19 protein-coding genes and 4 pseudogenes are annotated in these 22,643 nt (G+C 36.2%); 16 read left to right on the top strand and 7 right to left on the bottom strand.

Features of this window, described 5'->3' with window-relative positions; all coding sequences use genetic code 11:
- The first annotated feature begins 310 nt into the window (after positions 1-310).
- From V7014_RS11855 to V7014_RS11870, 4 genes are all read left to right on the top strand, one after another.
- On the top strand, positions 311-1,804 hold the full coding sequence (locus V7014_RS11855; RefSeq protein ID WP_335507361.1) for an aldehyde dehydrogenase family protein: 1,494 nt from the start codon (positions 311-313) through the stop codon (positions 1,802-1,804).
- Between the two features lie 32 nt (positions 1,805-1,836).
- On the top strand, positions 1,837-3,210 hold the full coding sequence (locus V7014_RS11860) for a putrescine aminotransferase (RefSeq protein WP_335507363.1): 1,374 nt from the start codon (positions 1,837-1,839) through the stop codon (positions 3,208-3,210).
- A gap of 186 nt (positions 3,211-3,396) precedes the next feature.
- Positions 3,397-4,761 (top strand): 4-aminobutyrate--2-oxoglutarate transaminase, encoded by a 1,365-nt coding sequence (gene gabT, locus V7014_RS11865; protein WP_335507365.1) that lies wholly within the window; start codon positions 3,397-3,399, stop codon positions 4,759-4,761.
- A 35-nt stretch (positions 4,762-4,796) separates the two neighbouring features.
- Positions 4,797-6,218 carry an NAD-dependent succinate-semialdehyde dehydrogenase gene (locus V7014_RS11870; protein ID WP_335507393.1) on the top strand — a complete coding sequence of 474 codons (1,422 nt, stop codon included), beginning with the start codon at positions 4,797-4,799 and terminating at the stop codon, positions 6,216-6,218.
- Between the two features lie 39 nt (positions 6,219-6,257).
- Here V7014_RS11870 and V7014_RS11875 read toward each other — a convergent pair.
- Positions 6,258-6,440 (bottom strand): annotated as a pseudogene (locus tag V7014_RS11875) (GNAT family N-acetyltransferase); the annotation flags it as partial.
- A 412-nt stretch (positions 6,441-6,852) separates the two neighbouring features.
- Here V7014_RS11875 and V7014_RS11880 point away from each other — a divergent pair.
- Complete coding sequence (locus tag V7014_RS11880; RefSeq protein ID WP_335507367.1) at positions 6,853-7,698, top strand: aldo/keto reductase; 846 nt, start codon at positions 6,853-6,855, stop codon at positions 7,696-7,698.
- A gap of 90 nt (positions 7,699-7,788) precedes the next feature.
- On the opposite strand, the gene V7014_RS11885 is transcribed toward V7014_RS11880, so the two are convergent.
- Entirely contained in the window at positions 7,789-8,172 is a 384-nt protein-coding gene (locus tag V7014_RS11885) for a winged helix-turn-helix transcriptional regulator (RefSeq protein WP_335507369.1), read from the bottom strand.
- A gap of 109 nt (positions 8,173-8,281) precedes the next feature.
- On the opposite strand from V7014_RS11885, the gene V7014_RS11890 reads away from it, so the two are divergent.
- Positions 8,282-9,505 (top strand): MFS transporter, encoded by a 1,224-nt coding sequence (locus V7014_RS11890; RefSeq protein ID WP_335507371.1) that lies wholly within the window; start codon positions 8,282-8,284, stop codon positions 9,503-9,505.
- A 368-nt stretch (positions 9,506-9,873) separates the two neighbouring features.
- Entirely contained in the window at positions 9,874-10,206 is a 333-nt protein-coding gene (locus tag V7014_RS11895) for a DUF1904 family protein (RefSeq protein WP_335507373.1), read from the top strand.
- Positions 10,207-10,350: 144 nt separating this feature from the next.
- Here V7014_RS11895 and V7014_RS11900 read toward each other — a convergent pair whose 3' ends face one another.
- Positions 10,351-11,487: a conserved virulence factor C family protein gene (locus V7014_RS11900; protein ID WP_335507375.1), complete on the bottom strand. Its 1,137-nt coding sequence runs from the start codon at positions 11,485-11,487 to the stop codon at positions 10,351-10,353.
- 419 nt (positions 11,488-11,906) lie between these two features.
- On the opposite strand from V7014_RS11900, the gene V7014_RS11905 reads away from it, so the two are divergent.
- Positions 11,907-12,587, top strand: a complete 681-nt coding sequence (locus V7014_RS11905) for a response regulator transcription factor (protein WP_335507377.1) — start codon at positions 11,907-11,909, stop codon at positions 12,585-12,587.
- A 119-nt stretch (positions 12,588-12,706) separates the two neighbouring features.
- Here the strand turns inward: V7014_RS11905 and V7014_RS11910 are convergent, their stop codons facing one another.
- The gene (locus V7014_RS11910; RefSeq protein ID WP_335507379.1) at positions 12,707-13,966 is read right to left on the bottom strand and encodes an S-adenosylmethionine decarboxylase related protein; all 1,260 of its coding nucleotides are present in this window, start codon (positions 13,964-13,966) and stop codon (positions 12,707-12,709) included.
- Between the two features lie 249 nt (positions 13,967-14,215).
- Here V7014_RS11910 and V7014_RS11915 point away from each other — a divergent pair, with 249 nt between their 5' ends.
- From V7014_RS11915 to V7014_RS27255, 7 genes and pseudogenes are all read left to right on the top strand, one after another.
- A complete protein-coding gene (locus V7014_RS11915) occupies positions 14,216-15,106 on the top strand; it encodes an HAD-IIA family hydrolase (protein WP_335507381.1) in 891 nt (296 codons plus the stop codon).
- Between the two features lie 43 nt (positions 15,107-15,149).
- The gene (locus V7014_RS11920; protein ID WP_335507383.1) at positions 15,150-16,463 is read left to right on the top strand and encodes an ABC transporter substrate-binding protein; all 1,314 of its coding nucleotides are present in this window, start codon (positions 15,150-15,152) and stop codon (positions 16,461-16,463) included.
- A 21-nt stretch (positions 16,464-16,484) separates the two neighbouring features.
- Positions 16,485-17,369, top strand: coding sequence for a carbohydrate ABC transporter permease (locus V7014_RS11925; RefSeq protein ID WP_335507385.1), 885 nt, complete (start codon positions 16,485-16,487; stop codon positions 17,367-17,369).
- Between the two features lie 12 nt (positions 17,370-17,381).
- Positions 17,382-18,167: a carbohydrate ABC transporter permease gene (locus V7014_RS11930; RefSeq protein WP_335507387.1), complete on the top strand. Its 786-nt coding sequence runs from the start codon at positions 17,382-17,384 to the stop codon at positions 18,165-18,167.
- A 39-nt stretch (positions 18,168-18,206) separates the two neighbouring features.
- The gene (locus tag V7014_RS11935) at positions 18,207-19,016 is read left to right on the top strand and encodes a sugar phosphate isomerase/epimerase family protein (protein ID WP_335507389.1); all 810 of its coding nucleotides are present in this window, start codon (positions 18,207-18,209) and stop codon (positions 19,014-19,016) included.
- A pseudogene (locus V7014_RS27250) lies at positions 18,998-19,354 on the top strand (ABC transporter ATP-binding protein); the annotation flags it as partial. The gene V7014_RS11935 and the pseudogene V7014_RS27250, both read left to right, overlap by 19 nt.
- 55 nt (positions 19,355-19,409) lie before the next feature.
- Positions 19,410-19,772: a TOBE domain-containing protein gene (locus V7014_RS27255; protein ID WP_438824907.1), complete on the top strand. Its 363-nt coding sequence runs from the start codon at positions 19,410-19,412 to the stop codon at positions 19,770-19,772.
- Between the two features lie 115 nt (positions 19,773-19,887).
- Here V7014_RS27255 and V7014_RS11945 read toward each other — a convergent pair whose 3' ends face one another.
- From V7014_RS11945 to V7014_RS11955, 3 genes and pseudogenes are all read right to left on the bottom strand, one after another.
- Complete coding sequence (locus tag V7014_RS11945; RefSeq protein ID WP_335507391.1) at positions 19,888-20,715, bottom strand: alpha/beta hydrolase; 828 nt, start codon at positions 20,713-20,715, stop codon at positions 19,888-19,890.
- A gap of 70 nt (positions 20,716-20,785) precedes the next feature.
- The gene (locus V7014_RS11950) at positions 20,786-21,091 is read right to left on the bottom strand and encodes a PucR family transcriptional regulator (protein ID WP_335507395.1); all 306 of its coding nucleotides are present in this window, start codon (positions 21,089-21,091) and stop codon (positions 20,786-20,788) included.
- 99 nt (positions 21,092-21,190) lie between these two features.
- Positions 21,191-21,541 (bottom strand): annotated as a pseudogene (locus V7014_RS11955) (hypothetical protein); the annotation flags it as partial.
- Positions 21,542-21,562: 21 nt separating this feature from the next.
- Here V7014_RS11955 and arcC point away from each other — a divergent pair.
- Positions 21,563-22,405: pseudogene (gene arcC / locus V7014_RS11960) on the top strand (carbamate kinase); the annotation flags it as partial.
- Positions 22,406-22,643 lie beyond the last annotated feature (238 nt).

Raw genomic sequence — 22,643 nt, forward strand, 5'->3', positions numbered from 1 at the left:
ACAATTGGGGTGCAGTTCATTCGTAACAGTCTTTTTGTTTATGCAAAAATGAATAACATTATTCGTTGATGAATAGAAAATGAAGGTTTAATTGAAAAAAGCCTATTATTATAAGCTTTTTAAAGTTGGCACGGTACTTGCATTATAAAAGAGTATAGGATAGGTGAACTTTGGTTTGCGGTAAGATTCCGGAAATTGATAGTTTTACCAATCGGTTATTTACAAGAGTTATTCTTCGAGGTTCTGTAGAGAGTGTGAAGAGCTGACTGTTTGCTAAATCCGAATAAATAACGAGGAGGATTTTGATAATATGAGTAATTCTACAACTAAAACAATTGAATTAAAAATGTATATTAACGGTGAATGGAAAGAAGCTCAAGGTGGAGCGACAATACCAGTCATAAATCCTGCAAACGGAGAAGTATTTGCACAATTACCACAAGGTACAGTTGCAGATGCGAAAGAAGCAATTGACGCAGCACGTAAAGCATTTGATTCAGGCGTATGGTCTGATCTTTCTGTGCAAGAAAGATCATCTTACTTATTAAAAATCGCCGATAAAATTGAAGAATTTCAAGATGAATTAATTCCTTTAGAAACACAAGATAACGGAAAACCATTCACAGAGGCTGGTTTTGACGTAGCTGATGCGGCAGCTTGTTTCCGCTATTATGCAGGCTTAATTAAAGCTCCAGATGGTCAAACATATCACGTTGGTGATCCAATGCAAGCAATGGTTGTTCGTGAACCAGTTGGTGTTTGTGGTTTGATTGTTCCATGGAACTTCCCATTATTAATGAGCGTATGGAAAATTGCTCCTGCACTAGCAGCTGGAAATACAATTGTTTTCAAGCCTTCTGAAGTAACACCAGTAACACCTACTAAGTTAATTGAAATTCTTGAAGAAGTAGGCATTCCTAAAGGTGTCGTGAACATGGTAACAGGAACAGGTGCTGAAGTTGGAAACGCCATCGTTGAAAGTGCGGATGTAGATTTAATCTCATTCACAGGCGGGACGAAAACAGGTAAGCATATTATGAAAACAGCTGCTGACACAATCAAGAAAGTGTCACTTGAGTTAGGTGGAAAATCTCCTAATATCATCTTTGATGACACAGACTTAGAAACAGTAGTAGACCACGGTTTATTCGGTATTTTCTTCGGTGCTGGTCAAGTATGTTCAGCGGGTTCTCGAATTCTTGTTCAAGATACAATCTATGACAAGTATGTTGAAAGATTTGTAGAGCGTGCGAAACAAATCAAAGTAGGCTTCGGAAATGCAGAAGGAACAGAAATGGGGCCTTTAGTAAGCCATCAACATATGGATAAAGTGCTAAGCTACATTTCAATCGGTAAAGAAGAAGGCGCTACATTAGCTAGTGGTGGAAACAGAATCACATCGGGTGGTTTAGAAAACGGTTATTTTGTTGAGCCAACAGTGTTCACGAATGTAACACCTGATATGCGTATTGTTCAAGAAGAAATCTTCGGACCAGTTGTTGTAATCCAAAAATTCAGCACAGAAGAAGAGGCAATTGCGCTTGCAAACGGAACAGTTTATGGTCTTGCAGGTGGTGTGTTTACGACAGATGGAGCAAGAGCAATGCGTGTTATTAAGAAATTAAAAGCAGGTATCACATGGATCAATGCTTATCATCCAACGTATAACGAAGCACCTTGGGGTGGTTACAAACAATCTGGTATTGGCCGTAACTTAGGAACTTTCGGATTAGATGAATTCCAAGAAATTAAGCAAATCAATATTAATTTACAAGTTGAACCAGTAGGCTATTTCAAAAACTAATATAAATAAAAAACGACTAGGGGCGAATCATAATGGGTATCGATTTTAAATCAGAAAAACAATTACAAAGCAATGCGAATGTACAAGAATATCTTGATAAAGTATTAAGTTTAATTGAGAAAGAAACGGTTACTGCTGAAGAAGCTGAATGGATTACAAAAGAAACTGTTGATGGATTTAGAGAAAACGTTAACCCGGGTTTCTTAGAATATCGTAAAACGGTAACTAGTGGTGGACAATTCGCTGCAGTTGAGTGGTCTGATAGCGGTTCATGTATTAAAGATTTACAAGGAAAAGAATATATTGACTGTTTAGGTGGATTCGGAATTTACAACGTTGGACATCGTAATCCAAAAGTTGTGAAAGCTGTTCAAGATCAATTGAATCGCCAAGCATTACATTCACAAGATCTATTAGATCCTCTACGTGCAATGTTAGCAAAGGTACTTGCTGAAATTACGCCTGGAGATTTAAAATATTCATTCTTCTCAAATAGTGGTACTGAAAGTGTTGAAGCAGCTTTAAAACTAGCTAAAATGTACAGTGATCGTACAACATTTATTGCAACAACTAAAGCTTTCCATGGGAAAAGCTTAGGATCTCTTTCTGGAACTGCGAAAGGTATGTTCCGTAAGCCGTTCCTTCCATTAATTCCAGGATTCCGTCATGTACCATTTGGTGATATCGATATGATGAGAAAAACATTTGAATCTTGTGCATTAGTTGGTGAAGATGTTGCAGCTGTCATCCTTGAGCCAATTCAAGGAGAAGGCGGTATAATCATTCCACCAGCAGGTTATCTAAAAGAAGTTCGTGCACTTTGTGACGAATTCGGTTCTCTATTAATTCTAGATGAAGTTCAAACAGGTATGGGCCGTACTGGTAAAATGTTCGCTGCGGATCTTTACGATGTAGTTCCTGATATTATCTGTCTTGCAAAAGCTTTCGGTGGTGGCGTAATGCCAATCGGTGCAGTTGTTGCTAACGAGAAAGTATTCTCTAGCTGGTTTGACAATCCATTCATGCATACAACTACTTTCGGTGGAAATCCACTAGGTTGTGCAGCTGCTTTAGCTACAATCTCAGTACTATTGGAAGAAAAATTACCTGAGAGATCGGCAGAAGTAGGAGAGTATTTCTTAAAAGAATTAAGAAAAGCTGCAGAAGGCTTTGAAGATAAAGTGTTAGAAATTCGTGGTCAAGGATTAATGATCGGTATTGAATTCCATAAAGATGAAATCGGTTATGAAGTTTCTAAAGGAATGTTTGATAACGGTGTTCTTGTTGCAGGTACACTTATCAATTCGAAAACCATTCGTATCGAGCCATCTTTACAAATTAGCTATGAGGAAGTTGATCAAGTAGTTAGCACTTTCAAAAAGGTTCTAGCACAAGTAGAAGCATAATAAATCTTTATATAACAAGCCATGATTCTATTTTAGCAATAGAATCATGGCATCTTTTGTTATCATTATTTCTCTTTTTTAGTAGAGAATAGATTAAGAGATTTGAATGTGTTTAATGATCGATTGGGAAAAGATGACCTATCAAGGTTTATATAAAAAACTTAGAAGATATAGAGGGTGTTCAACATGTCAGAAAAAAAATTCGTTAAAATCCAAACAGCAATTCCAGGTCCGAAATCAAAAGAAATGTTAGAGCGTCGCTTAGCTATCGTTCCAGACGGAATAAGCTATGGAAACGATGCTTTTGTAAAGAAAGCAACAGGAGCTATTGTGGAAGATTTAGATGGCAATGTTTTTATTGATTTCGCTGGGGCTATTGGGACAATTAACGTTGGTCATTCACATCCACGTGTTGTAAAAGCTATTCAAGATCAAGCCACTCTGTTTATTCATACTGGTTTTAATGTAATGATGTATGATTCTTACATAGAATTAGCTGAAGAAATTGCAGCCCTTGCTCCAATTGAAGGAGAGAAACAAGTAGCGTTCTTTAATAGTGGAGCTGAAGCAGTTGAAAATGCAGTGAAAATTGCTAAGAAATATACGAAGCGTCAAGGTGTTATTTCCTTTACTAGAGGTTATCACGGTAGAACTTTAATGACGATGACAATGACTAGCAAAGTAAAGCCATATAAATTTGAATTTGGTCCATTTGCTTCAGAAGTATATAAAGCACCATTCCCATATCCATATCGCCGTCCAGAAGGAATGACTGAAGAACAACACAGTGATTTTATCATTGAGCAATTTGAGCAATTCTTAATTGCTGATGTCGCTCCAGAGACAGTTGCATGTGTGGTAATGGAGCCTGTGCAAGGTGAAGGTGGATTCATCGTTCCAGACCAAAAATTCGTGAAGCGCATAAGAGAAATTTGTAAAGAGCATGGAATTTTATTTGTAGCGGATGAAATTCAAACTGGATTTGCTCGTACAGGGAAATACTTCTCAATCGAGCATTTCGATGTACAACCTGATTTAATAACGATTTCTAAATCAATGGGTGCTGGCGTACCAATCAGTGGTGTAATTGGTAAGAAAGAAATTATGCAATCTGCTAATCCTGGTGAGATTGGAGGGACGTATGCAGGTAGCCCTCTAGGATGTAAAGCAGCACTTGAAGTATTAAATATTATTGAAGATGAAAAACTTAACGATCGTGCATTGGTTATTGGAGTTCGCATTAAAGAGAGAATGAGTGAACTTGCTGAGAAGTATGAACAAATTGGTGATATTCGTGGACTTGGAGCAATGGTTGGAGTTGAGATTGTTCAAGGCAAAAACGATAAAACGCCAAATAAATCTGCAGTAGCTAATATTGTGAAAGAAGCCAACTCAAAAGGTGTATTATTATTGAGTGCAGGAATTTTCGGAAATGTAATTCGATTTTTAACACCGCTTGTTATTACAGATGAACAACTTGAAGAAGGTTTAGACATTGTAGCAGAATGTTTCGAATCAGCTTTTGCATCAAAAAAAGAGGTGACAATTTAATGAGCTCAGTTCAAGAAAAATATGAAATTTATCCAATGTATATTAATGGTGAATGGGTCGGAAATGATTATAGTGTTTTTTCAGAAGTAACAAATCCAGCGACAAATGAAATCGTTGGTGCAGTTCCAACAGGAGGAGCAAAAGAAGCCAAGCTTGCTGTCGATGCTGCTCATGAAGCATTTAAGGCATGGTCGAAAACAACAGCGGAAGAACGTTCTAAACTGTTAATGAAATGGCACACTCTTATTGAAGAAAATAAAGAAGAAATCGCGAAAATTATGACGATGGAACAAGGAAAGCCATTAAAAGAAGCGATTGGTGAGATGAACTACGCAAATAGTTTTATTTCTTGGTATGCAGAAGAAGGAAAACGTGTATATGGTGAAACAATTCCTGCGTCTAGCCCGAACAAGCGAATTATTGTTAGGAAAGAACCTGTAGGAGTTGTAGCGGCCATTACTCCTTGGAATTTCCCAGCTGCGATGATTACACGTAAAGTGGGGCCAGCTCTTGCTGCTGGATGTACAGTTGTCGTTAAACCAGCAACGCAAACGCCACTTACAGCTTTAAAAATCGTTGAACTAGCACATGATGCGGGTATTCCAAAAGGTGTAATCAATGTAGTAACAGGACGTTCATCTGAAATTGGAGATGCTTGGTTAAGTGATTCTCGCGTGACGAAGCTTACATTCACAGGTTCAACAGAAGTCGGTAAAACATTAATGCGAGGCGCTGCTGATACGGTGAAGAAGTTATCGTTAGAACTTGGTGGAAATGCTCCATTCATCGTTATGGCTGATGCTAATTTACAAAAAGCAGCAGCAGAATTGATATTATCAAAATTCCGTAATGCTGGGCAAACATGTATTTGTACAAACCGTATTTATGTGCAAGAAAGTGTAGCAGAAGAATTCATTGGATACTTCAAGCAAGAATTAGAGAAATTAAAGGTTGGTAATGGTCTTGAAGAAGGCATTGATATCGGACCTTTAATTGATCAAGCGGCTTTAGATAAAGTTGAGTCATTTGTTCAAGATGCTGTTGCGAAAGGCGGAAAAGTTGTCTATAGCGGAAGTGCACCTTCAGCAGAGAATGGTTATTTCCATGCACCAACTATTCTTTCTAATATCACAGAAGATATGGCTTGTATGACAGATGAAATCTTTGGACCGCTTGCGCCGGTGGCTACTTTCAAAACAGCGGAAGAAGCAATTGAACGTGCAAACAATTCTAACTTTGGATTAGCGGCTTATGTATTTACGGAAAACTTAAGTCAAGCTTTCAAACTTTCTGAAGAACTTGAATATGGAATTGTTGGTGTAAATGATGCACTACCGTCTGTAGCTCAAGCACCATTTGGTGGTTATAAAGAAAGTGGTTTAGGTAGAGAAGGCGGACATTATGGTATTGAAGAATTTTTAGAAGTGAAATATGTTTCTATTGGATTAAATATCTAACCTAGAACCATTAATCGAAATAGAAGAAGCGAGTGAAAACTACCATGTTTTTACTCGCTTTTTTAAACCAATACCTTGTTTTCGTTTTTTCGAGTTTACTATAAAAGCCATAATTCTTGCATATGAGCCTGTTAATTCGAAATAGTATGCTTTACAAACTCCTGCAAATCCCATAATTTTGTCATCTTTCACTGCTACTAATGAATCGTAATCAGTATGATATTTTAAGTTTTCAAATCTGTTAGTTACATCTTCTAAATTCGATGAGTAGCCTAATTCAGCTAATAAAGTTGTTTATGCTTTATAATCACTTTTTTAAGTTTTCTAATTTGAATTTCCATAGACTTGATCATTCACCTCAAACTCATTATCCACTTATTAAATACAATATTATTCTGTTTATTGTATCTAAATTGAAAACATCTGACAAAATTTCGAATAAAGCTTGCTTATTTTGGTTCATCTTTTAAAGTCTCTATCGTCCTACTCAACCTTGTGTTAAAAAGTTTCGAGCGCAAAACTGTTGATATGACGCAATAGGAACCTCGGGGTTTCTATGAAACCAAAAAGTGCGTACTTTCTTTTAAACATGCATGGGAGCATACTAAAAAAGAAACGAAAGGAGAAATGAAAAATGATTAACAGTTTACAAGCTAAGGTTAAATTAAACAATAGTATAGAAATGCCAGGATTTGGCCTTGGTGTATTTCAAGTAGAAAACGATGAAACAGCAGAAATCGTGAAAAATGCGATTGAAGTTGGTTACCGTAGCATTGATACAGCAGCTATTTATGGTAACGAAGCAGGCGTTGGTGAAGGTGTTAAACAAGCACTCAAATCTATTGGTTTAAAGCGAGAAGATTTATTCATCACTTCGAAAGTATGGAACACTGGCTTAAGCTATGATGAAACAATTACAGCTTATGAAGAAAGCTTACAAAAATTAGGCTTAGATTATTTAGATCTTTACCTAATTCACTGGCCAGGTAAGGATAAATATGCAGAATCTTGGAAAGCGCTGGAAGATCTATACGAAGAGGGGAAAATCAAAGCAATCGGCGTATGTAACTTCAATGTAACACACTTACAAGACTTATTAAAAACAGCTCGCGTAACACCAGTTATTAACCAAGTGGAATTCCATCCTCGCTTACAACAATTAGAGTTACGTTCATTCTGTATAGAGCACAATATTCAATTAGAAGCTTGGGCTCCATTAATGCAAGGTGGACTTCTTGAAGATGAAACAATTGCAAAAATTGGAGAAAAATATGGGAAATCAAACGCACAAATTATTTTACGATGGGATATCCAAAATGGTGTCATAACAATTCCAAAATCAGTACGTAAAGAACGTATGGTTCAAAACGCAGATATCTTTGATTTCAGTCTAACCGACGAAGAAGTAGCAATAATCAATGCAATGAACTTAGACAAACGTGTTGGTCCAGACCCAGAAGAATTTGACTTTGTAATGTAAGAAACTGTCGTGAATGATCGCTTAGTGCAACGTTGAAGAGACGAGAAGCCTTAAGGAACGATTGTCCTTAAGGCTTCTCTTTATTATATATTAAGATGTTTGCTTAACAGCAATATCTTCATCGCGCTGCATTAGCAGAACATCTTCACCATTTTCGATTAATATTTCTATGTGATTTTCACCCCACGTGCAAAGTAAGTTAAGCACGGGCTCCATCTCTTGTCCATATGGTGTTAATGAATATTCAACTTTTGGCGGTACTTGATTGAAAACTTTACGATTGATTAATCCAGATTGTTCTAATTCACGCAATTGATTCGTCAACATTTTTTGTGAAATACCTGGAATTAATCGACGAAATTCATTTGTACGTATTTTGCCATGGTGAATGAGGTGACATAGAATGATAGGTTTCCATTTACCTCCAACTACTTCAAGTGTGGCTTCAACACCAATATTATAAACTTTTTTCATTGTTAGCCCCCTGTATTATTCAAAAGTAACTAAAAGTACCCTACATGATTTCTAGTACGTATGAATAATACTACACACGATGATAAAAATCAAAGGAGTAATCAAGATTATGACAGAATCAAAAGCTCCGAATGCTAAACTAACACTCCTTGCTCTAGCGATAAGTGCATTTGGTATCGGATCAACAGAATTTATAAGTGTGGGTCTACTCTCATTGATTACAAATGACTTCGGAATACCATTAAGTACTTCAGGTTTAACAGTATCAATTTATGCATTAGGTGTAACGATTGGTGCACCGCTATTAACCGTTTTAACGTCCCGACTTAATCGGAAGAATGTTCTATTGCTCGTAATGGTACTCTTTATCGTTGGTAACTTATTGGCTGCTTTAGCACCCATGTTCTCAATACTACTAATAGGTCGTATTATTTCAGCTCTAGCACATGGTGTATTTATGTCGATTGCCTCTGTCATTGCGGCCGATGTCGTAGCACCAAATAAACGTGCAAGCGCGATTGCGTTAATGTTTACAGGGTTAACAATGGCAACTGTGACAGGTGTACCATTAGGGACTTTCATCGGTCAAGTAACAGACTGGCGTATGTCATTCATTTTCATCGTAGTAATCGGTGTAATTGGTTTGATTAGTAATGCATTACTTGTACCTAGTAATCTATCAAAAAGCAGTCCGATTTCGATGCGTGATATCGGTAAAGTATTAGGCAACTTTCGTATGCTATTAATTCTTTTCATTACAGCAATCGGTTATGGTGGTGTATTTGTCGTATACACATATGTATCACCAATTCTAGAACAATACATGGGATACTCACCTCACGTTATCGTTGTTATTTTAGTTGTATACGGTATTTGCGTGGCGATAGGTAACACATTAGGTGGACGCTTTGCGAATAATAACCCATTACGTGCTATTTTCTTTATCTTTATTGGTCTTGCACTAGCACTACTGGGCATTAACTTCTCATTAGAATCACATATTGTTGGTTTAATAATGGTCTTTATTATGGGACTATTCATGTTTATGAATGTACCCGGCTTGCAGCTATATGCTGTTCAGCTATCAGAAAAGTATGTACCATCTGCTATTACGATGGCTTCAGCATTAAATATATCTGCATTTAACATCGGAATCTTCCTGGGTTCCTACCTGGGCGGATTAGTTGTACGTCATCAATCATTAGCACATACACCAATGTATGGATTCTTAATGGTTATGTTTACGGCAGGTGTTACGTTAGTATGGATAATTTTCGAAAAAAAGCAAAAAGCTAGTCCAATAACAGGATTTTTCGCTCCTTTTAAGAGTTAAGTGTACTTAATATTCTTTTTATTCTAAAAAATTTTGCTGCTAAATTAGAATTAAACATTTAGGAAGCTCTTTTATCCCGTTCTAACTGGCGCTAAGACTCCCACTTCAAAACGAAAGTTAAAGCGAAGAGACGTTTATTTAAGTGGGAGATTAAGCGCCAGTAAGANNACTAATAATCGGTGGGGGATGGACGAAAGCCCTTATCTCTTTTTACCATGGTTCTCTTTCTTCAAATGTTAAGGATGAAATAGTTGAATAAAGGACAAATTATCGGAATAGTAGCCTGATTTTCCGTTTTATATGTTAGAATATCAGTTAGATTTTACCGCTATAGAAAAGCTAATATTGAAACAATAGGAGGGAATTACATGCCTCAAATTATAATTCGAGGAATATCTGTAGACCAAGTAAAGCAAATTAGCCAACCATTAGTAGAAGAGCTTGCAGAAATTTGCTCTTGTGGAACAGATAATTTTACTCTGGAGATTCCACAAGCAACATATATATTTAATGGAAATGAAATCGCGATGTATCCATTTATTGAAGTTAAATGGTTTGAACGTGGTCAAGAAATACGTGATCGGTTTGCACAAGCTATTACTAAGCAAGTAATGTCTTTAGGCTTAGAAGAGATTGAAGTGGCATTTCTTACTTACGAAGAGAACGCTTATTACATTAATGGAGCAAGCTGCGCCGAATGATTTAATAAGTATAATCCCCCGGAATCATCCGGTTTTTTTGTGTGAGGATTTGATGTGCAAAATAGAGGAATTGCTTGAATTGAGCAAAGGAAAAAAAACTAAAACCGGCAATACGCTGGTTTTAGTTTTTTTCATAATAGGTATTTATAGGTCTGTGTTATTTCTAGCTTCTGTCATCTGTTTCCATACAGAACCCTTTGCCTCTTCACCGTTTTCAATACGGTCAATCGCCATTTTAACTTGCATAGCAACTTCAAATTCTGGATCATTTTCTGCTGTTTTTAAAGCTGCTAAAACACTTTCATCACCTAGTTCATATAGAAACATAGCAGCACGCCATCGAACAATCTTACTTTTGTCATGAAGGGCTTCAGCCATGTTGCCCATAGCTTCAGCAAACCCTAAATCAGATAGACAGTCACCGGCAGTTCTTCTAACTGAAGGGTTTGTATCTTTTAATGCTTTATAAAGTCCGTCTAATACATGCCTATCTTCAATCATACCTAAGTATACGACTGCTAATCTTCGAATGGAAACTTTAGGGTCTTCAAGAGCTAACATTAACAACGGAATATCATCAATTGTTGGATCTTCCATTTGTTCGAGTGCTTGGTAACGTTTTTCCCAATTTTCATTTGCCAACATTTCTTTTGTTAACTTAATTTTTTCTCGCTTAGCATGACTTTGTTTGATTTTTGTGTATGATTGAGCTTCTTGAACAAGATAGTTTAAACGTTCTTGAGGATAAGCAGCGATAATTTCTTCACTTACTTCAGCTCCTATTGTTTCTAATTCACCATAGCGTACACCATAATCAACCCACTTACGTGAAATGACAACATTATCATCAGGTTTTTGTGAATCTGCAATAGCATTAAGAAACTGTTTTGGTAGACCGAAGCGCTTCTCAGTAGTACCATCGTTTAACTTTACCTGCATTGGAATGCCTTTGAATTGTTGAACAAGTACGGAAACCTCACCGAAATGATCAAGAATCGTATTTCCTTGTTGTTGCGAGGATGTATCTTCACCAAAGACTTGACGGACTTTTACGAGAAGATCCTTCCAATCATATTTCGCATTCCTTTCCAGTGCAAGGAAATCGGCAACATGGTAAACGCCTTTAATACCTTCAATGTTTAGAAGATCTTGAATAAGGGGAGGAGCTTGTTCAGCTTGGTCTCTTTTATAGTTATTGCTTTGACCTGCTGGCAGCTCTTCCGTTAAATTAATTTTCATTGTATTTGGACTTGGTGTTGGTTCAATTGAATTTATTTTCATAAAAGTTCACTCCCTATAGAAAGAATGATTCTAAAAAAATCATTTGTAATCTTATCTTACCCGTCGGTAAAACAAGAAAGCAAACATCATACATTTTTAAATGAAAATATAGCTGTTTTTCTTCTATAAATTTCTAAAAGTAATTTTGCTTATTGTATTTTTATAATAAGAAGAAATGAAATCTTTTGTTTGTATAGTACATAACTATCTGCATGAAATATTCATATTTACTTTGTATGATAATGATAGAAATATGTACCAGGTTGAAAGATCAAGAACTCGAGATTCTGGTGGAACTGCTTTATTTAGGATTGTCCATTGTATAGTAGTTCATTAAAGCTCAAGAAGGTAGAATTACCGTGTCGAGTTGTTTAGGAAAAGATACAATATTTACGATTACTAATGAGGGAGAAGAAGTAATGAAAACACTTTTACTTGTTGATGATGAACCGAGAATGCTTGATTTATTAACGATCTATTTATCTCCTTACTATTCTTGTGTGAAGAAGACTTCTGGAATAAATGCGATTTCTTATGTGAAAGAAAATCATGTTGATATTGTTTTGTTAGATGTGATGATGCCAGAATTAGATGGTTGGAGTACATGTAAAGAAATAAGAAAATTTTCGAATGTACCCATTATTATGGTTACAGCTAGGAACGAGAAAACAGATATAGTGAAAGGGTTGGAAATAGGAGCAGACGATTATGTAACAAAGCCGTTTGATGAAAGCGAGTTATTAGCTAGAATGAAAGCGGTGAGTAGACGAACAAAAAATAATGAAGGCAATCGTATTTTATTTAAAGGTCTACTATTGGATGAAGATGCTCATGAATTGTCATATGAAGATAAAGCTATCCAGCTTACACCAAAAGAGTTTTCATTATTTGTTTTGTTAGTGAAAAATCCAAACAAAGTATTTTCACGTTCGCATTTATTAGAAGTAGTTTGGGGCTATGAAGCTTTTACAGAAGATCGAACGATCGATTCTCATGTAAGGAATATTCGCGATAAGCTTAGACAAGCAGATTTTCCTATAGATGAATATCTTTCGACCGTCTGGGGAGTGGGATATAAGTGGAATGCAAAGAAAGGATGAGGTTGTGATAGCCCATCCTTTCTTTATATTATCCGTGCACGTAATGAAATCTGATGAATGAATTAATTGAGGCTGCATAATTAGTATATATATAAAGATAGATTGTCTATTTTCTCAATCTATCTCTTACTCATTCTATTAAGTAGTAATCCATCTGTTGTTTTGTTTTCTCCTACGACAAAATCAGTCATGTAATGGGTCAAATAATTTCCAAATTGATTATTCGTTTTTACTAGTAATTCATCAACATAATAGACGCCATTAGGAATCGTATCTAGTAATAACGTTGAAAGTGAAGCATAAATTCCGCAAGCCACTTGAAAGTAAGTAGCATTTGTTTTGTACTGATTGAAAATATAATCATTTCGGAGGACATTATACATATAGCGCTCATGGTCTTCATATACAAGGAGTACGCCGACTAAATCTTCACCTTCTAATGAGGCTTCTAAAGGATCAAGCACTTTCATTTCATAATCCCATAAAATATCTACGTTATCTAAATTAGCGCGGATCAGTTCAATGGTATGATCATTTATTTTATATATGAAGCCGCCTTCCATGTCATACATTTTACATAAAGAATATACTTCTTCATGAGGCATTAAAGCACCATTAAATTGCTTGTCGCCTAAAGTAATTGCAAAATCTAAGCTATATACATGTTCATACAAAAAAAGCGGGGTATGATTCTTCATAAACATGGGATGGCTAGCAATTGCCTCATCAAGGAAACATTCCGGCGACCAAGAGGTGTAGATGGTATTTTTCTTTGCAAGCTTCTTATCTTTATAAAAAGTACTATCATGTTCAACGATATAACATCCAAGTGGCAGTTGGGTTTCTTGATTAAGAAGTTCTATAGCCATCCATTGCACAACACCTGGATTCATTCCAGAACCAACAATTGCAACTGTATTTGTGAATTGATCTTTATATTTTTCGAAGAATCTTATTCTTTCAATTAAAGGAAATCCTTCATATAACTCCTCATTTTCATCAATCATCGTATTCTCTAGTGCGGAATTAACATATTTGATTCCAAGTTGATTGCAACATCGTAGCATTTCTACTGTATCAGCCCAAGAAACATCTACAACAATATGCGTTTTTGTATTTATGAGATGAGTAAGAAGCTCTTTCGTATCATTTATGTTGAATTGATGGAGTACGAGCTGCTTATATATACGAGGGAAGAGGTGCTTAAAGTATGAGGGATCTTTCTGATTGGAATCAATTAAGTAAATGGTAGAGTTTACTATTTTATGATGAATAGAGTCTGTTTGATCGTCAATAGATTTATTTAAAATCGCAAGAATGGACTTCGCAGCACCTCCGGAACTTCCTAGAATTGTTATAACGGTTTGATGTGTATTCATGCATCCACCTCCCGATAAATAATGAACAGAAACCTTACTATCAAAATATGCATGAGTATTGAAAGAGGCGTGTATCGTTATCACATTATTATGATGTTTAGTTTTATAGAGCTAATAGTATTGTCTGGTATATCGTACTTTAGGATTCTCATTTCCGCTTTGCTCTCTTAAAGCATAAAAGTTCTTCGGACAGGAATTGATAATTTGTTCTGTGATATAAATTTACAAAACTTACAAAATTTACAAAATATGAAACTTATTTTCATTAAATTAATAGTGGCTTTAATCTTCTATAACTTTGGTACTTTATTCTATTATTGTAGGAATAACGATGAGGAGGATGCGATGCTTTTAGATTATAGTTTATTATTTTGGGATATTGATGGGACGTTAATTGATGGTAAGCAGGTGTTGCCTTCTGTATCTGATTGGATGAAGTTAATGCGAAGAGAAAACAAACAAATGTATTTTGTCACGAATCATCCTATTCGATCGAAGGAAGCACATTGTAAATATTTAAATAAAATTGGGCTACCTATAGAGTTAAATGAGCTTATTACACCGATTGATGCACTACAATGCTTCTTTCAATCTGTTCAGAAACCATTTTCGGTTTATCCAGCATGTTCAGTCATGATTAAAGAGCAACTTGAGCAGTGGAATATTCCTATCATTAATCGAGTGCACCAAGAGAGGAAGAATATCTACATAGTTTTAGGCTTATCCTTTACGAGTAACTATCGCATGTTGCAAAAAGTTTTCTCATTAATCCAACGAGGAGCAAAGTTAGTCGTGTTAAATGAAGACTTTTCTTGTCCATTTAATGGAGAGAGAATGTTAGATACAGGAGCTTTTTTAACGATCTACCAACAATCAGGTGCGTTGAAAGAAGAACCAATCTCTGTAGGAAAGCCGTCCATATGGATGCAGCAGGTATTGCGCAAGAAGATGCAATCGTCGACAGGTAAGAGTGTAATCATAGGTGATAGTTTATTAACTGATATTGCAATCGGAAACGCCCTTCATATTGATACCATTTGGTTAACAAACGGAGCGCGGCATTCTGAAGATGTGAAAGCAAAGCCGACATTTGTTTATGAATCTCTGAAGGATATTCTTTTAGAAAAACATTATTTGTGAAAATGATAACAATTTCAATAATAAAGAAAGAGGTTACTAGTTTATGAAGAAGCTAACAGCTATATTTCTTGTTTGTCTTGTTGTAATGGGATCATTACTTGGATGTAGTAATACAAGTTCGAAAAACACTGCCGCAAAAGAATCGGGCGACTCAATTGAACTGACTTGGTATTATCCGGTCAACGTTGGCGGTTCCATTACGGAGGTAATTGATAAGCTTGCCGAAGAATTTAATGCATTAGGAACGGAGGTTAACGGTAAGAAGGTCACTGTTAAGCCAGTATATAGCGGGAATTATGAAGAGACGATGACAAAGGTTCAAACAGCTGTAAAGAATAAGAAGACACCTGATTTAGCGGTACTTATGTCGAATGATTTATATCAAATCAAAAATGCGGTGCAGCCTTTGGATGAGATGATTGCTAAAGACAAAGAACTAGAAGCGATGGTGGATGACTTCTTCCCTGCTTTCATGCTGAATTCGATGGATGAAGGAAAAACATATTCTATTCCTTTCCAACGTAGTACGGTATTACTTTATTACAATAAAGATTTGTTTAAAGCAGCAGGACTTGATCCAGAAGCACCACCTACTACTTGGGATGAAGTAGTAGAATACGGTAAGAAGTTAACGAAACCTGGTCAATGGGGCATTGAATTACCAGCGAATATTAGTGTGAACTGGATTTATCAAGCGTTGATGCTTCAAAGCGGTAAAGAAAACCTTATGAGTGATGATGGTAAAAAAGTGAACTTCAATACACCGGCTGCTAAGGAAGCATTGCAATATTGGACGGATTTAACGAATAAGCACAAAATCATGCCAAGCGGAATCTTAGATTGGAATACTGTTCCGACAGATTTTATCCAAGGGAAAACAGCGATGATGTTAACAACAACAGGTAACTTAACGAACGTGAAAAATAATGCGAAGTTCGACTTTGGAGTAGCCTATTTACCAGCGAATGAACGAATTGCAACACCAACTGGTGGCGGAAACTTCTACATCTTCAAGGACACAACAGAGGAGAGACAGTTAGCTGCTATGGAGTTCATTAAATGGATTTGCACACCTGAACGTGCGGCACAGTGGAGTATCGACACAGGTTATATTGCAACACGTCAATCAGGCTATGAAACAGAGGCTCTTAAGGCATATACGGAATCATTCCCACCAGCTTTAACGGCAATGGAACAATTAGAACATGCGCAGAAAGAGTTCGCAGTTTATGAACAAGGTAAAATTAATAAAATTTTGACGGATGCTATTCAAGCTGCCATCAATGGAGCAGATGTTAATGAAGAATTGGACAATGCTCAGGAGAAAGCAGAACAAATTTTAAAAAGATATCAATAGTTCAGATGAAGAGGTGAGGAAATGAGAAAAAGCGCACGGTTGAAAGAAAACATCACTGCTTGGCTTTTTCTCCTTCCGTCACTCATATTCCTTGTCATTTTCACATTGTATCCTATCATAAAAACCATTTATTTAAGTATGTTTCAAGTGGATTTATTAACAACAGATCCTCTTTATGTAGGTTTGGACAATTTTAAATTGATGTTGGAAGATGAGACATTTCGGAAGGCGTTTATAAATAATATTTGGTTTGCGGTAGGAACTGTACCGACAAGTTTAATGCTGGGGCTTGGGATGGCTATACTTGTGAATCGGTCCTTTAAAGGTAGCAGTTTTGCAAGAATGTTTTTCTTCTATCCGACGGTAATTCCTATGGTGGCTGTAGCGTTTATTTGGTTATTCTTTTATACGCCAGAGTATGGTTTGATCAATTCACTTCTCGGCTTATTTGGAGCAGGGGAATTAAATCTACTTGGATCATCTGAAACAGCGTTGCTATCTATTATTGTAATGGTCGTATGGAAAGAAGCAGGCTTTTTCATGATTTTTTATCTAGCTGCTCTTCAGAATATCCCACAAGATTTATATGAAGCGTCTTATATGGATGGGGCATCAAAGTGGTATCAGTTCAGACGGATTACCTTTCCGCTTCTTATGCCAACGACGCTATTTTCGTTTATTATCGCAACAACGAACGCTTTTAAAACCGTCGATCAATTGGTTGTAATGACGCAAGGCGGACCAGATAATGCAACGAATCTTTTACTATATTACATATACGAAAGTGCTTTCCGTTTTATGGATTATGGCATGGCTTCAACAGTAACAGTTGTTGTACTCCTACTAATGACTATTATAGCAGCTGTACAATTCTTCAGTGTTGAGCGCAAAATTCATTATAGTTAAGGTGGTCTTGGATTGAAACGGCTTACTACAATTTCAACACATGTGTTAGCGCTTCTTTGGGCGCTACCACTCTTTTGGATTTTCTATATGGCGTTTAAAAATACGAATGTAGAAAGCTATTCTTTCACATTTGATAATTTCATCAATGCATGGAACACCGCGCCATTTGGTCAGTATTATTTGACGACATTTATTGTGGTAATAGGGATATTACTCGTTCAAATCGTAACAATGACGTTAGCTGCCTATGCTTTTGCGAGATTGAGATTTTTCGGTCAGAGCATTATTTTTATGCTTTTCTTAATCCAAATCATGATTCCTATTGAAGTGTTGATTTTTCCTAATACAGAAACGATTACACAACTCGGGCTTTATGATTCGAAATGGGCGATTATGGTTCCGTACTTTGTCACTTCATTCGGGATCTTTCTAATGAGACAAACCTTTAAAGGTATTCCGTATGAGCTTGAAGAAGCGGCTAAGATGGAAGGATGTAATCGACTGAGTATTTTATGGCATGTTTATATCCCATTAGCCAAACCAACGTATATTGCTTTTGGGTTAATTTCTGTAAGCCATCAGTGGAGCAATTTCTTATGGCCGCTTATTGTCACGGATTCTGTAGAGAATCGTCCGTTAACAGTTGGTTTATCGATGTTTGCGAAGGCTTCGGAATCAAGTGCGCAATGGGGAGTTGTGGCAGCTGCTACATTGTTTGTAGCTCTACCGCTTTTGCTTGCATTTTTTATCTTTCAGAAGCAGTTTATCTCAAGCTTTATGCATTCAGGGATTAAATAAGATACATTTTCACTTTGGAAAATCAAGGAGGAAGCAAAGTTGCGAAACTCGATTTCTACTTACACATTATATAATCAACATGTATTAGTAGCTACGGAATCACTCGTGAATCAGGGATGGAAGGCAATCGAAATAATGGGGGAAGGGAAAGAGCACGGTCGTCCATTCATGCAAATGAGTGCAAAGCAGATTATGGGATTAAGGAATATGCTAAATGAAAATGATGTTACATTAGGCTTCCATATGCCTGTTATGAATTTTAATCCTGCTTTACCTGATGAAGAAACCGAGCGAATATGGTTAGAATGTAGAAGGATGCTAGATATTATTCCGTTTGATTATGTTCTATTGCACCCGGGAAAGAATGATTCAATAGAAGAAGGAATTAAGAATGCAACACAATTTGGACAAAAGCTGCTTGCGCAACTACCGGAAGCTACAACTATTGTATTTGAGAATGTACCTAATGCAAAGGGTGCCATTGGTACGTCAGTAAGCGAACTGATTGCAATTGTGGAACAGTTAGATCAAAAGCGGGCAAAAATCATGTTTGATACAGGTCACAGCTATATGAATCATTCGACTAATATTCTGGAAGAATGTCGAAAAGCTCTCCCTTATCTTTTTGGACTTCATATCAATGATAATCATGGGCAGCATGATGAGCATCTGCAAATCGGGGAAGGTACGATACCATTTCAGCAGATTTTCGAAATCGTAAAAGGTAGACAATTACACCTAGTATTTGAAACCAATACAGTGGAGAGAGCTAATCGTTCGAGAATGATGGTTCGGGATTTCTCGCAGATGATGGATTCGGAGGAGAGGGAATGTCAACAATTGAGTTAAAGCAAATCGGAAAAAAATACGATAACAGTGAACGATATTCTGTTGAGAATTTCAATCTGTGTATTGGTGAAAAAGAATTTATTGTTTTAGTTGGACCTTCAGGTTGTGGTAAGTCCACAACACTGCGAATGATTGCAGGTTTAGAGGATATATCGGAAGGCGATTTGTTTATTAATGGTACCAGAGTGAATGAAGTAGAATCAAAAAACCGAGATATTTCAATGGTATTTCAAAATTATGCTTTGTATCCGCATATGTCTGTATTTGAAAATATGGCATTTGGATTAAAGGTAAGAAAAACGCCCAAAGCAGAAATAAATAAAAGAGTAGAAGAAGCTGGTATATCGAAATCCAGTGAACCTCTTTGTTGCAAGCTTCATCGGTTCCCCTGGTATGAATTTCATTTCAGGTGAGTTGGCCCATCAACAATATATCATTGGAGCTGGTAAAGCCGTTTATCAACTATCGGAACATGATCGAGAGAAAATGGAAAGAAACAACCACCGACCTGTAATTCTAGGTATTAGACCAGAGCATGTCACAATCCAAAAAGAAAAAACATCATTCCCCGTAACGATTGATCTAATTGAAACAATCGGCTCAGAAATGCTTGTCCATACAAAGGTAGCTAATAAAAAAATCGTTGTTAAAACTCAGACAGATGATACATATCAAATAGGTATGCACATTTATTTATCTTTTTCTGAAGGTAATATTCATTGGTTTGATAAAGAGAATGAGACTAGCTTAGTTTGACTATAAAGAAATACAAAGCCTAAGAATTTTTCATTTCTTAGGCTTTGCACATGCAATAGAAACGCTACCATTTAAAAAGAAGGAACTAGCGTATAAAGTTTGAAGCTATTATTATTTACTCTTTCTCACAAAATGCGATTGCGTTTTGATAGGCTTCTTTGGAAGATTTATCATCCGGATTACGATCAAAATCGTGTTCGCCATTTTCTACAATAAAGAATTGATTTTTTGGTATGTGTTCATGTAACATTTCCCCTACATAGAAAGGTACATCTTGATCTCTTCTGGATTGAGCGATAAAAACAGGTGGAAGTGCTTGTAAATCTGATAACTCAAGTTGATAATCAGCAATTTCTTGATTGTGAAGTAATTCTTTAATCCAACTACCCGTTTGACGAGCATAAATGTATAAAGCGAAACGTTTTTCAATTGGGCCGCTTACTAATGGCTTAGTTTCAATGATACGATCAACCAATATCTTTGGAATACTGGCAACATGCTGATAACTCTTGGAATGAAATTCTTTTATATCCAACCGTGAATAACCGTAAAAAGAAATCATTTTTTCCGGTCTTGGCAAACTAGCATCCTTTGCAGCTAAAAAGGTTAAGTAAGCGCCAGCTGATCGTCCGAAGTATAAAAATCGGTTATGAGAGAGACCTATTCCCTTATAATGTTTGAAAAACCATTGTACGGCATCTTGTATATCTGTATATATATCTGACAGAGCTACTTCCGGCGCCAAGCGATAGTCAAATGTTATAAAAGAATAGCCTGCACTCATAAATTTCTTAATATATTCCTCTGGTAAATCATCCTTATCACCATAAAGTAATCCACCTCCATGAAAATATAAAATTGTAGGTTTATCGGAAGCTCTTGGATACACACGTGCTGTTAATTCCACTCCATCTTTTTTACTAAAACAGTGTATATGGGACATAATAAATCTCCTTTATATATGATACCCCTACCGTAATAGATTTTTTTTGATAAAACTATTGCTGTACATGTTAAAAATGAGAAGTATTATTATCGCTTATGGATAAATTTCTTTTGTCTATTATTTGTAAAATGCGTAAACCAATATTAATTTGTAATATTTCTTCAGGGTTATCAAACCGTATATTAGATATTTTTTTTATTTTATCAAGACGATAACTTACGGTTTTGTAATGGACAAACAGGGCATCTGCTGTCTCTTTCAACTTTTGATTATGATAAAGATAAGTCTTAAGTGTTTCTAGTAATTCTGGTTTTTGTATTTTTTTTAGTTTATGAGGAATGAGTTCCAAAAGTTGCTCCTTTGATTGTGCCATGGCTAAAAGTTGATAGATACCTATATCCTTATAGCAGTATACGAAATGTTCTTCGCCAAAAAGGGTACCATGATCAATAATTTTTAATGATTTATTATACTCCTTATTTAATGTGTCCAATGTAACAGGGTCACTTATACCAACTTGAAGTTTAATCTGTTTGTCTTTAAAGGCGTTAAAAGCGGAAGAAAATACCTGCTCAAATTTCTGTTTAGTTTGTTCATCATTGAGAGTAGTTTCAGCTATAAAGACGATAGAGTTAGTACGAATTTTGTAATTTAAATCTAAATTATATTTTTGAACTTGCTGGGCCACATTCCAGGCTAGACGCATTTCCTTTTGCTCCATATATTCGCTACTCATTTTAAAGAGACGCCAAGTAATTACTCGATATGTTTTTTCCACGGATAATCCAAGTACTCGTGCATTTTCAGCTAATTGCTCCGAAGTCGAATAACGTCCATTTTATAAATCATCAAAGCAGGATATGAAGTAATTATTACACATGGGAATGGACCTCAAGTTGGGAATATTTTGCGCCAAAACGAAGAAGCAAAAAATGTGGTTCCTCCATCTCCGGTAGATGCATGTAGTGCTGAAAGCCAAGGGTTAATTGGATATATGATGGAACAGTCATTGAAAAATGCACTTAATCGAGAAGGTTTATCTCACCAAGTTGCTACATTACTTACACAGACAGAAGTAGATCAACAAGATGCAGCGTTTGAAAATCCATCAAAACCAATTGGTGTATTCTTCAATGAAGCTGAAGCAAAAGAATTGGCAGAAGCAAAAGGATGGGTGATGAAGGAAGACGCTGGTCGAGGATATCGTAGGGTTGTACCATCACCACAACCACAGCTTATTCACGGTGTTGAAGCAATAAAAAATTTGTTAGCAAATGATGTAGTTGTAATTGCTTCCGGTGGAGGAGGTATACCAGTAATTCGAAATGAAAACGGTGAATTGACTGGGGTTGATGCAGTTATTGATAAAGATCGTTCTGCACTGCGTCTTGCTGAGCAAGTAAAAGCTGATGTTTTAATGATTTTAACAGACGTTAACAATGTTTACTTGAATTACGGTAAAGAAAATCAACAAAAATTAGAAAATGTTCAATTAGAAGAAGCGGTCACATATATGACAGATGGCCATTTTTCTGATGGTAGTATGGGACCTAAAATGGAAGCAGCTATAGAATTTGCTAAAAGCGGAAGCGAAGCCATTATCTGTTCATTGTATGAAGCAGTTAATGCACTTGCTGGTAAGAGCGGTACACATATTCTCCCACATAAGGAAGCAGTGCTTAATTAAAACATTTGAATAATAATCTTCGACTCTATATATTCAAGAACTACAAAAGTATAGAAGTAATAAGGAAGTGACTTTAAAAGTCGTTACTATGATGACTTTTGAAGTCACTTTTTTCATTAATATATTAACAAAAAACCAGCACTGAACTTGTGCTGGTCGGTAAAATAATTCTCTATCACATTCATCCTGTTCTGACTGGCTCTATGATTCTCACTTCAAAACGAAAGTAAAAGCGAAG

Source organism: Bacillus sp. JJ722, from assembly GCF_036963345.1.
Lineage (GTDB): Bacteria > Bacillota > Bacilli > Bacillales > DSM-1321 > Bacillus_AD.

Bases quoted from the DNA above. Each gene is read 5' to 3' on its own strand.
- V7014_RS11905 (WP_335507377.1), top strand. From the start codon at position 11,907: ATGAAAACACTTTTACTTGTTGATGATGAACCGAGAATGCTTGATTTA.
- V7014_RS11895 (WP_335507373.1), top strand. From the start codon at position 9,874: ATGCCTCAAATTATAATTCGAGGAATATCTGTAGACCAAGTAAAGCAA.
- V7014_RS27255 (WP_438824907.1), top strand. From the start codon at position 19,410: ATGAATTTCATTTCAGGTGAGTTGGCCCATCAACAATATATCATTGGA.
- V7014_RS11920 (WP_335507383.1), top strand. From the start codon at position 15,150: ATGAAGAAGCTAACAGCTATATTTCTTGTTTGTCTTGTTGTAATGGGA.
- V7014_RS11870 (WP_335507393.1), top strand. From the start codon at position 4,797: ATGTATATTAATGGTGAATGGGTCGGAAATGATTATAGTGTTTTTTCA.
- V7014_RS11860 (WP_335507363.1), top strand. From the start codon at position 1,837: ATGGGTATCGATTTTAAATCAGAAAAACAATTACAAAGCAATGCGAAT.
- V7014_RS11950 (WP_335507395.1), bottom strand. From the start codon at position 21,091: ATGGCACAATCAAAGGAGCAACTTTTGGAACTCATTCCTCATAAACTA.
- V7014_RS11900 (WP_335507375.1), bottom strand. From the start codon at position 11,487: ATGAAAATAAATTCAATTGAACCAACACCAAGTCCAAATACAATGAAA.
- V7014_RS11910 (WP_335507379.1), bottom strand. From the start codon at position 13,966: ATGAATACACATCAAACCGTTATAACAATTCTAGGAAGTTCCGGAGGT.
- V7014_RS11925 (WP_335507385.1), top strand. From the start codon at position 16,485: ATGAGAAAAAGCGCACGGTTGAAAGAAAACATCACTGCTTGGCTTTTT.
- V7014_RS11880 (WP_335507367.1), top strand. From the start codon at position 6,853: ATGATTAACAGTTTACAAGCTAAGGTTAAATTAAACAATAGTATAGAA.
- V7014_RS11855 (WP_335507361.1), top strand. From the start codon at position 311: ATGAGTAATTCTACAACTAAAACAATTGAATTAAAAATGTATATTAAC.
- gabT (WP_335507365.1), top strand. From the start codon at position 3,397: ATGTCAGAAAAAAAATTCGTTAAAATCCAAACAGCAATTCCAGGTCCG.
- V7014_RS11890 (WP_335507371.1), top strand. From the start codon at position 8,282: ATGACAGAATCAAAAGCTCCGAATGCTAAACTAACACTCCTTGCTCTA.
- V7014_RS11885 (WP_335507369.1), bottom strand. From the start codon at position 8,172: ATGAAAAAAGTTTATAATATTGGTGTTGAAGCCACACTTGAAGTAGTT.
- V7014_RS11915 (WP_335507381.1), top strand. From the start codon at position 14,216: ATGAAACTTATTTTCATTAAATTAATAGTGGCTTTAATCTTCTATAAC.
- V7014_RS11945 (WP_335507391.1), bottom strand. From the start codon at position 20,715: ATGTCCCATATACACTGTTTTAGTAAAAAAGATGGAGTGGAATTAACA.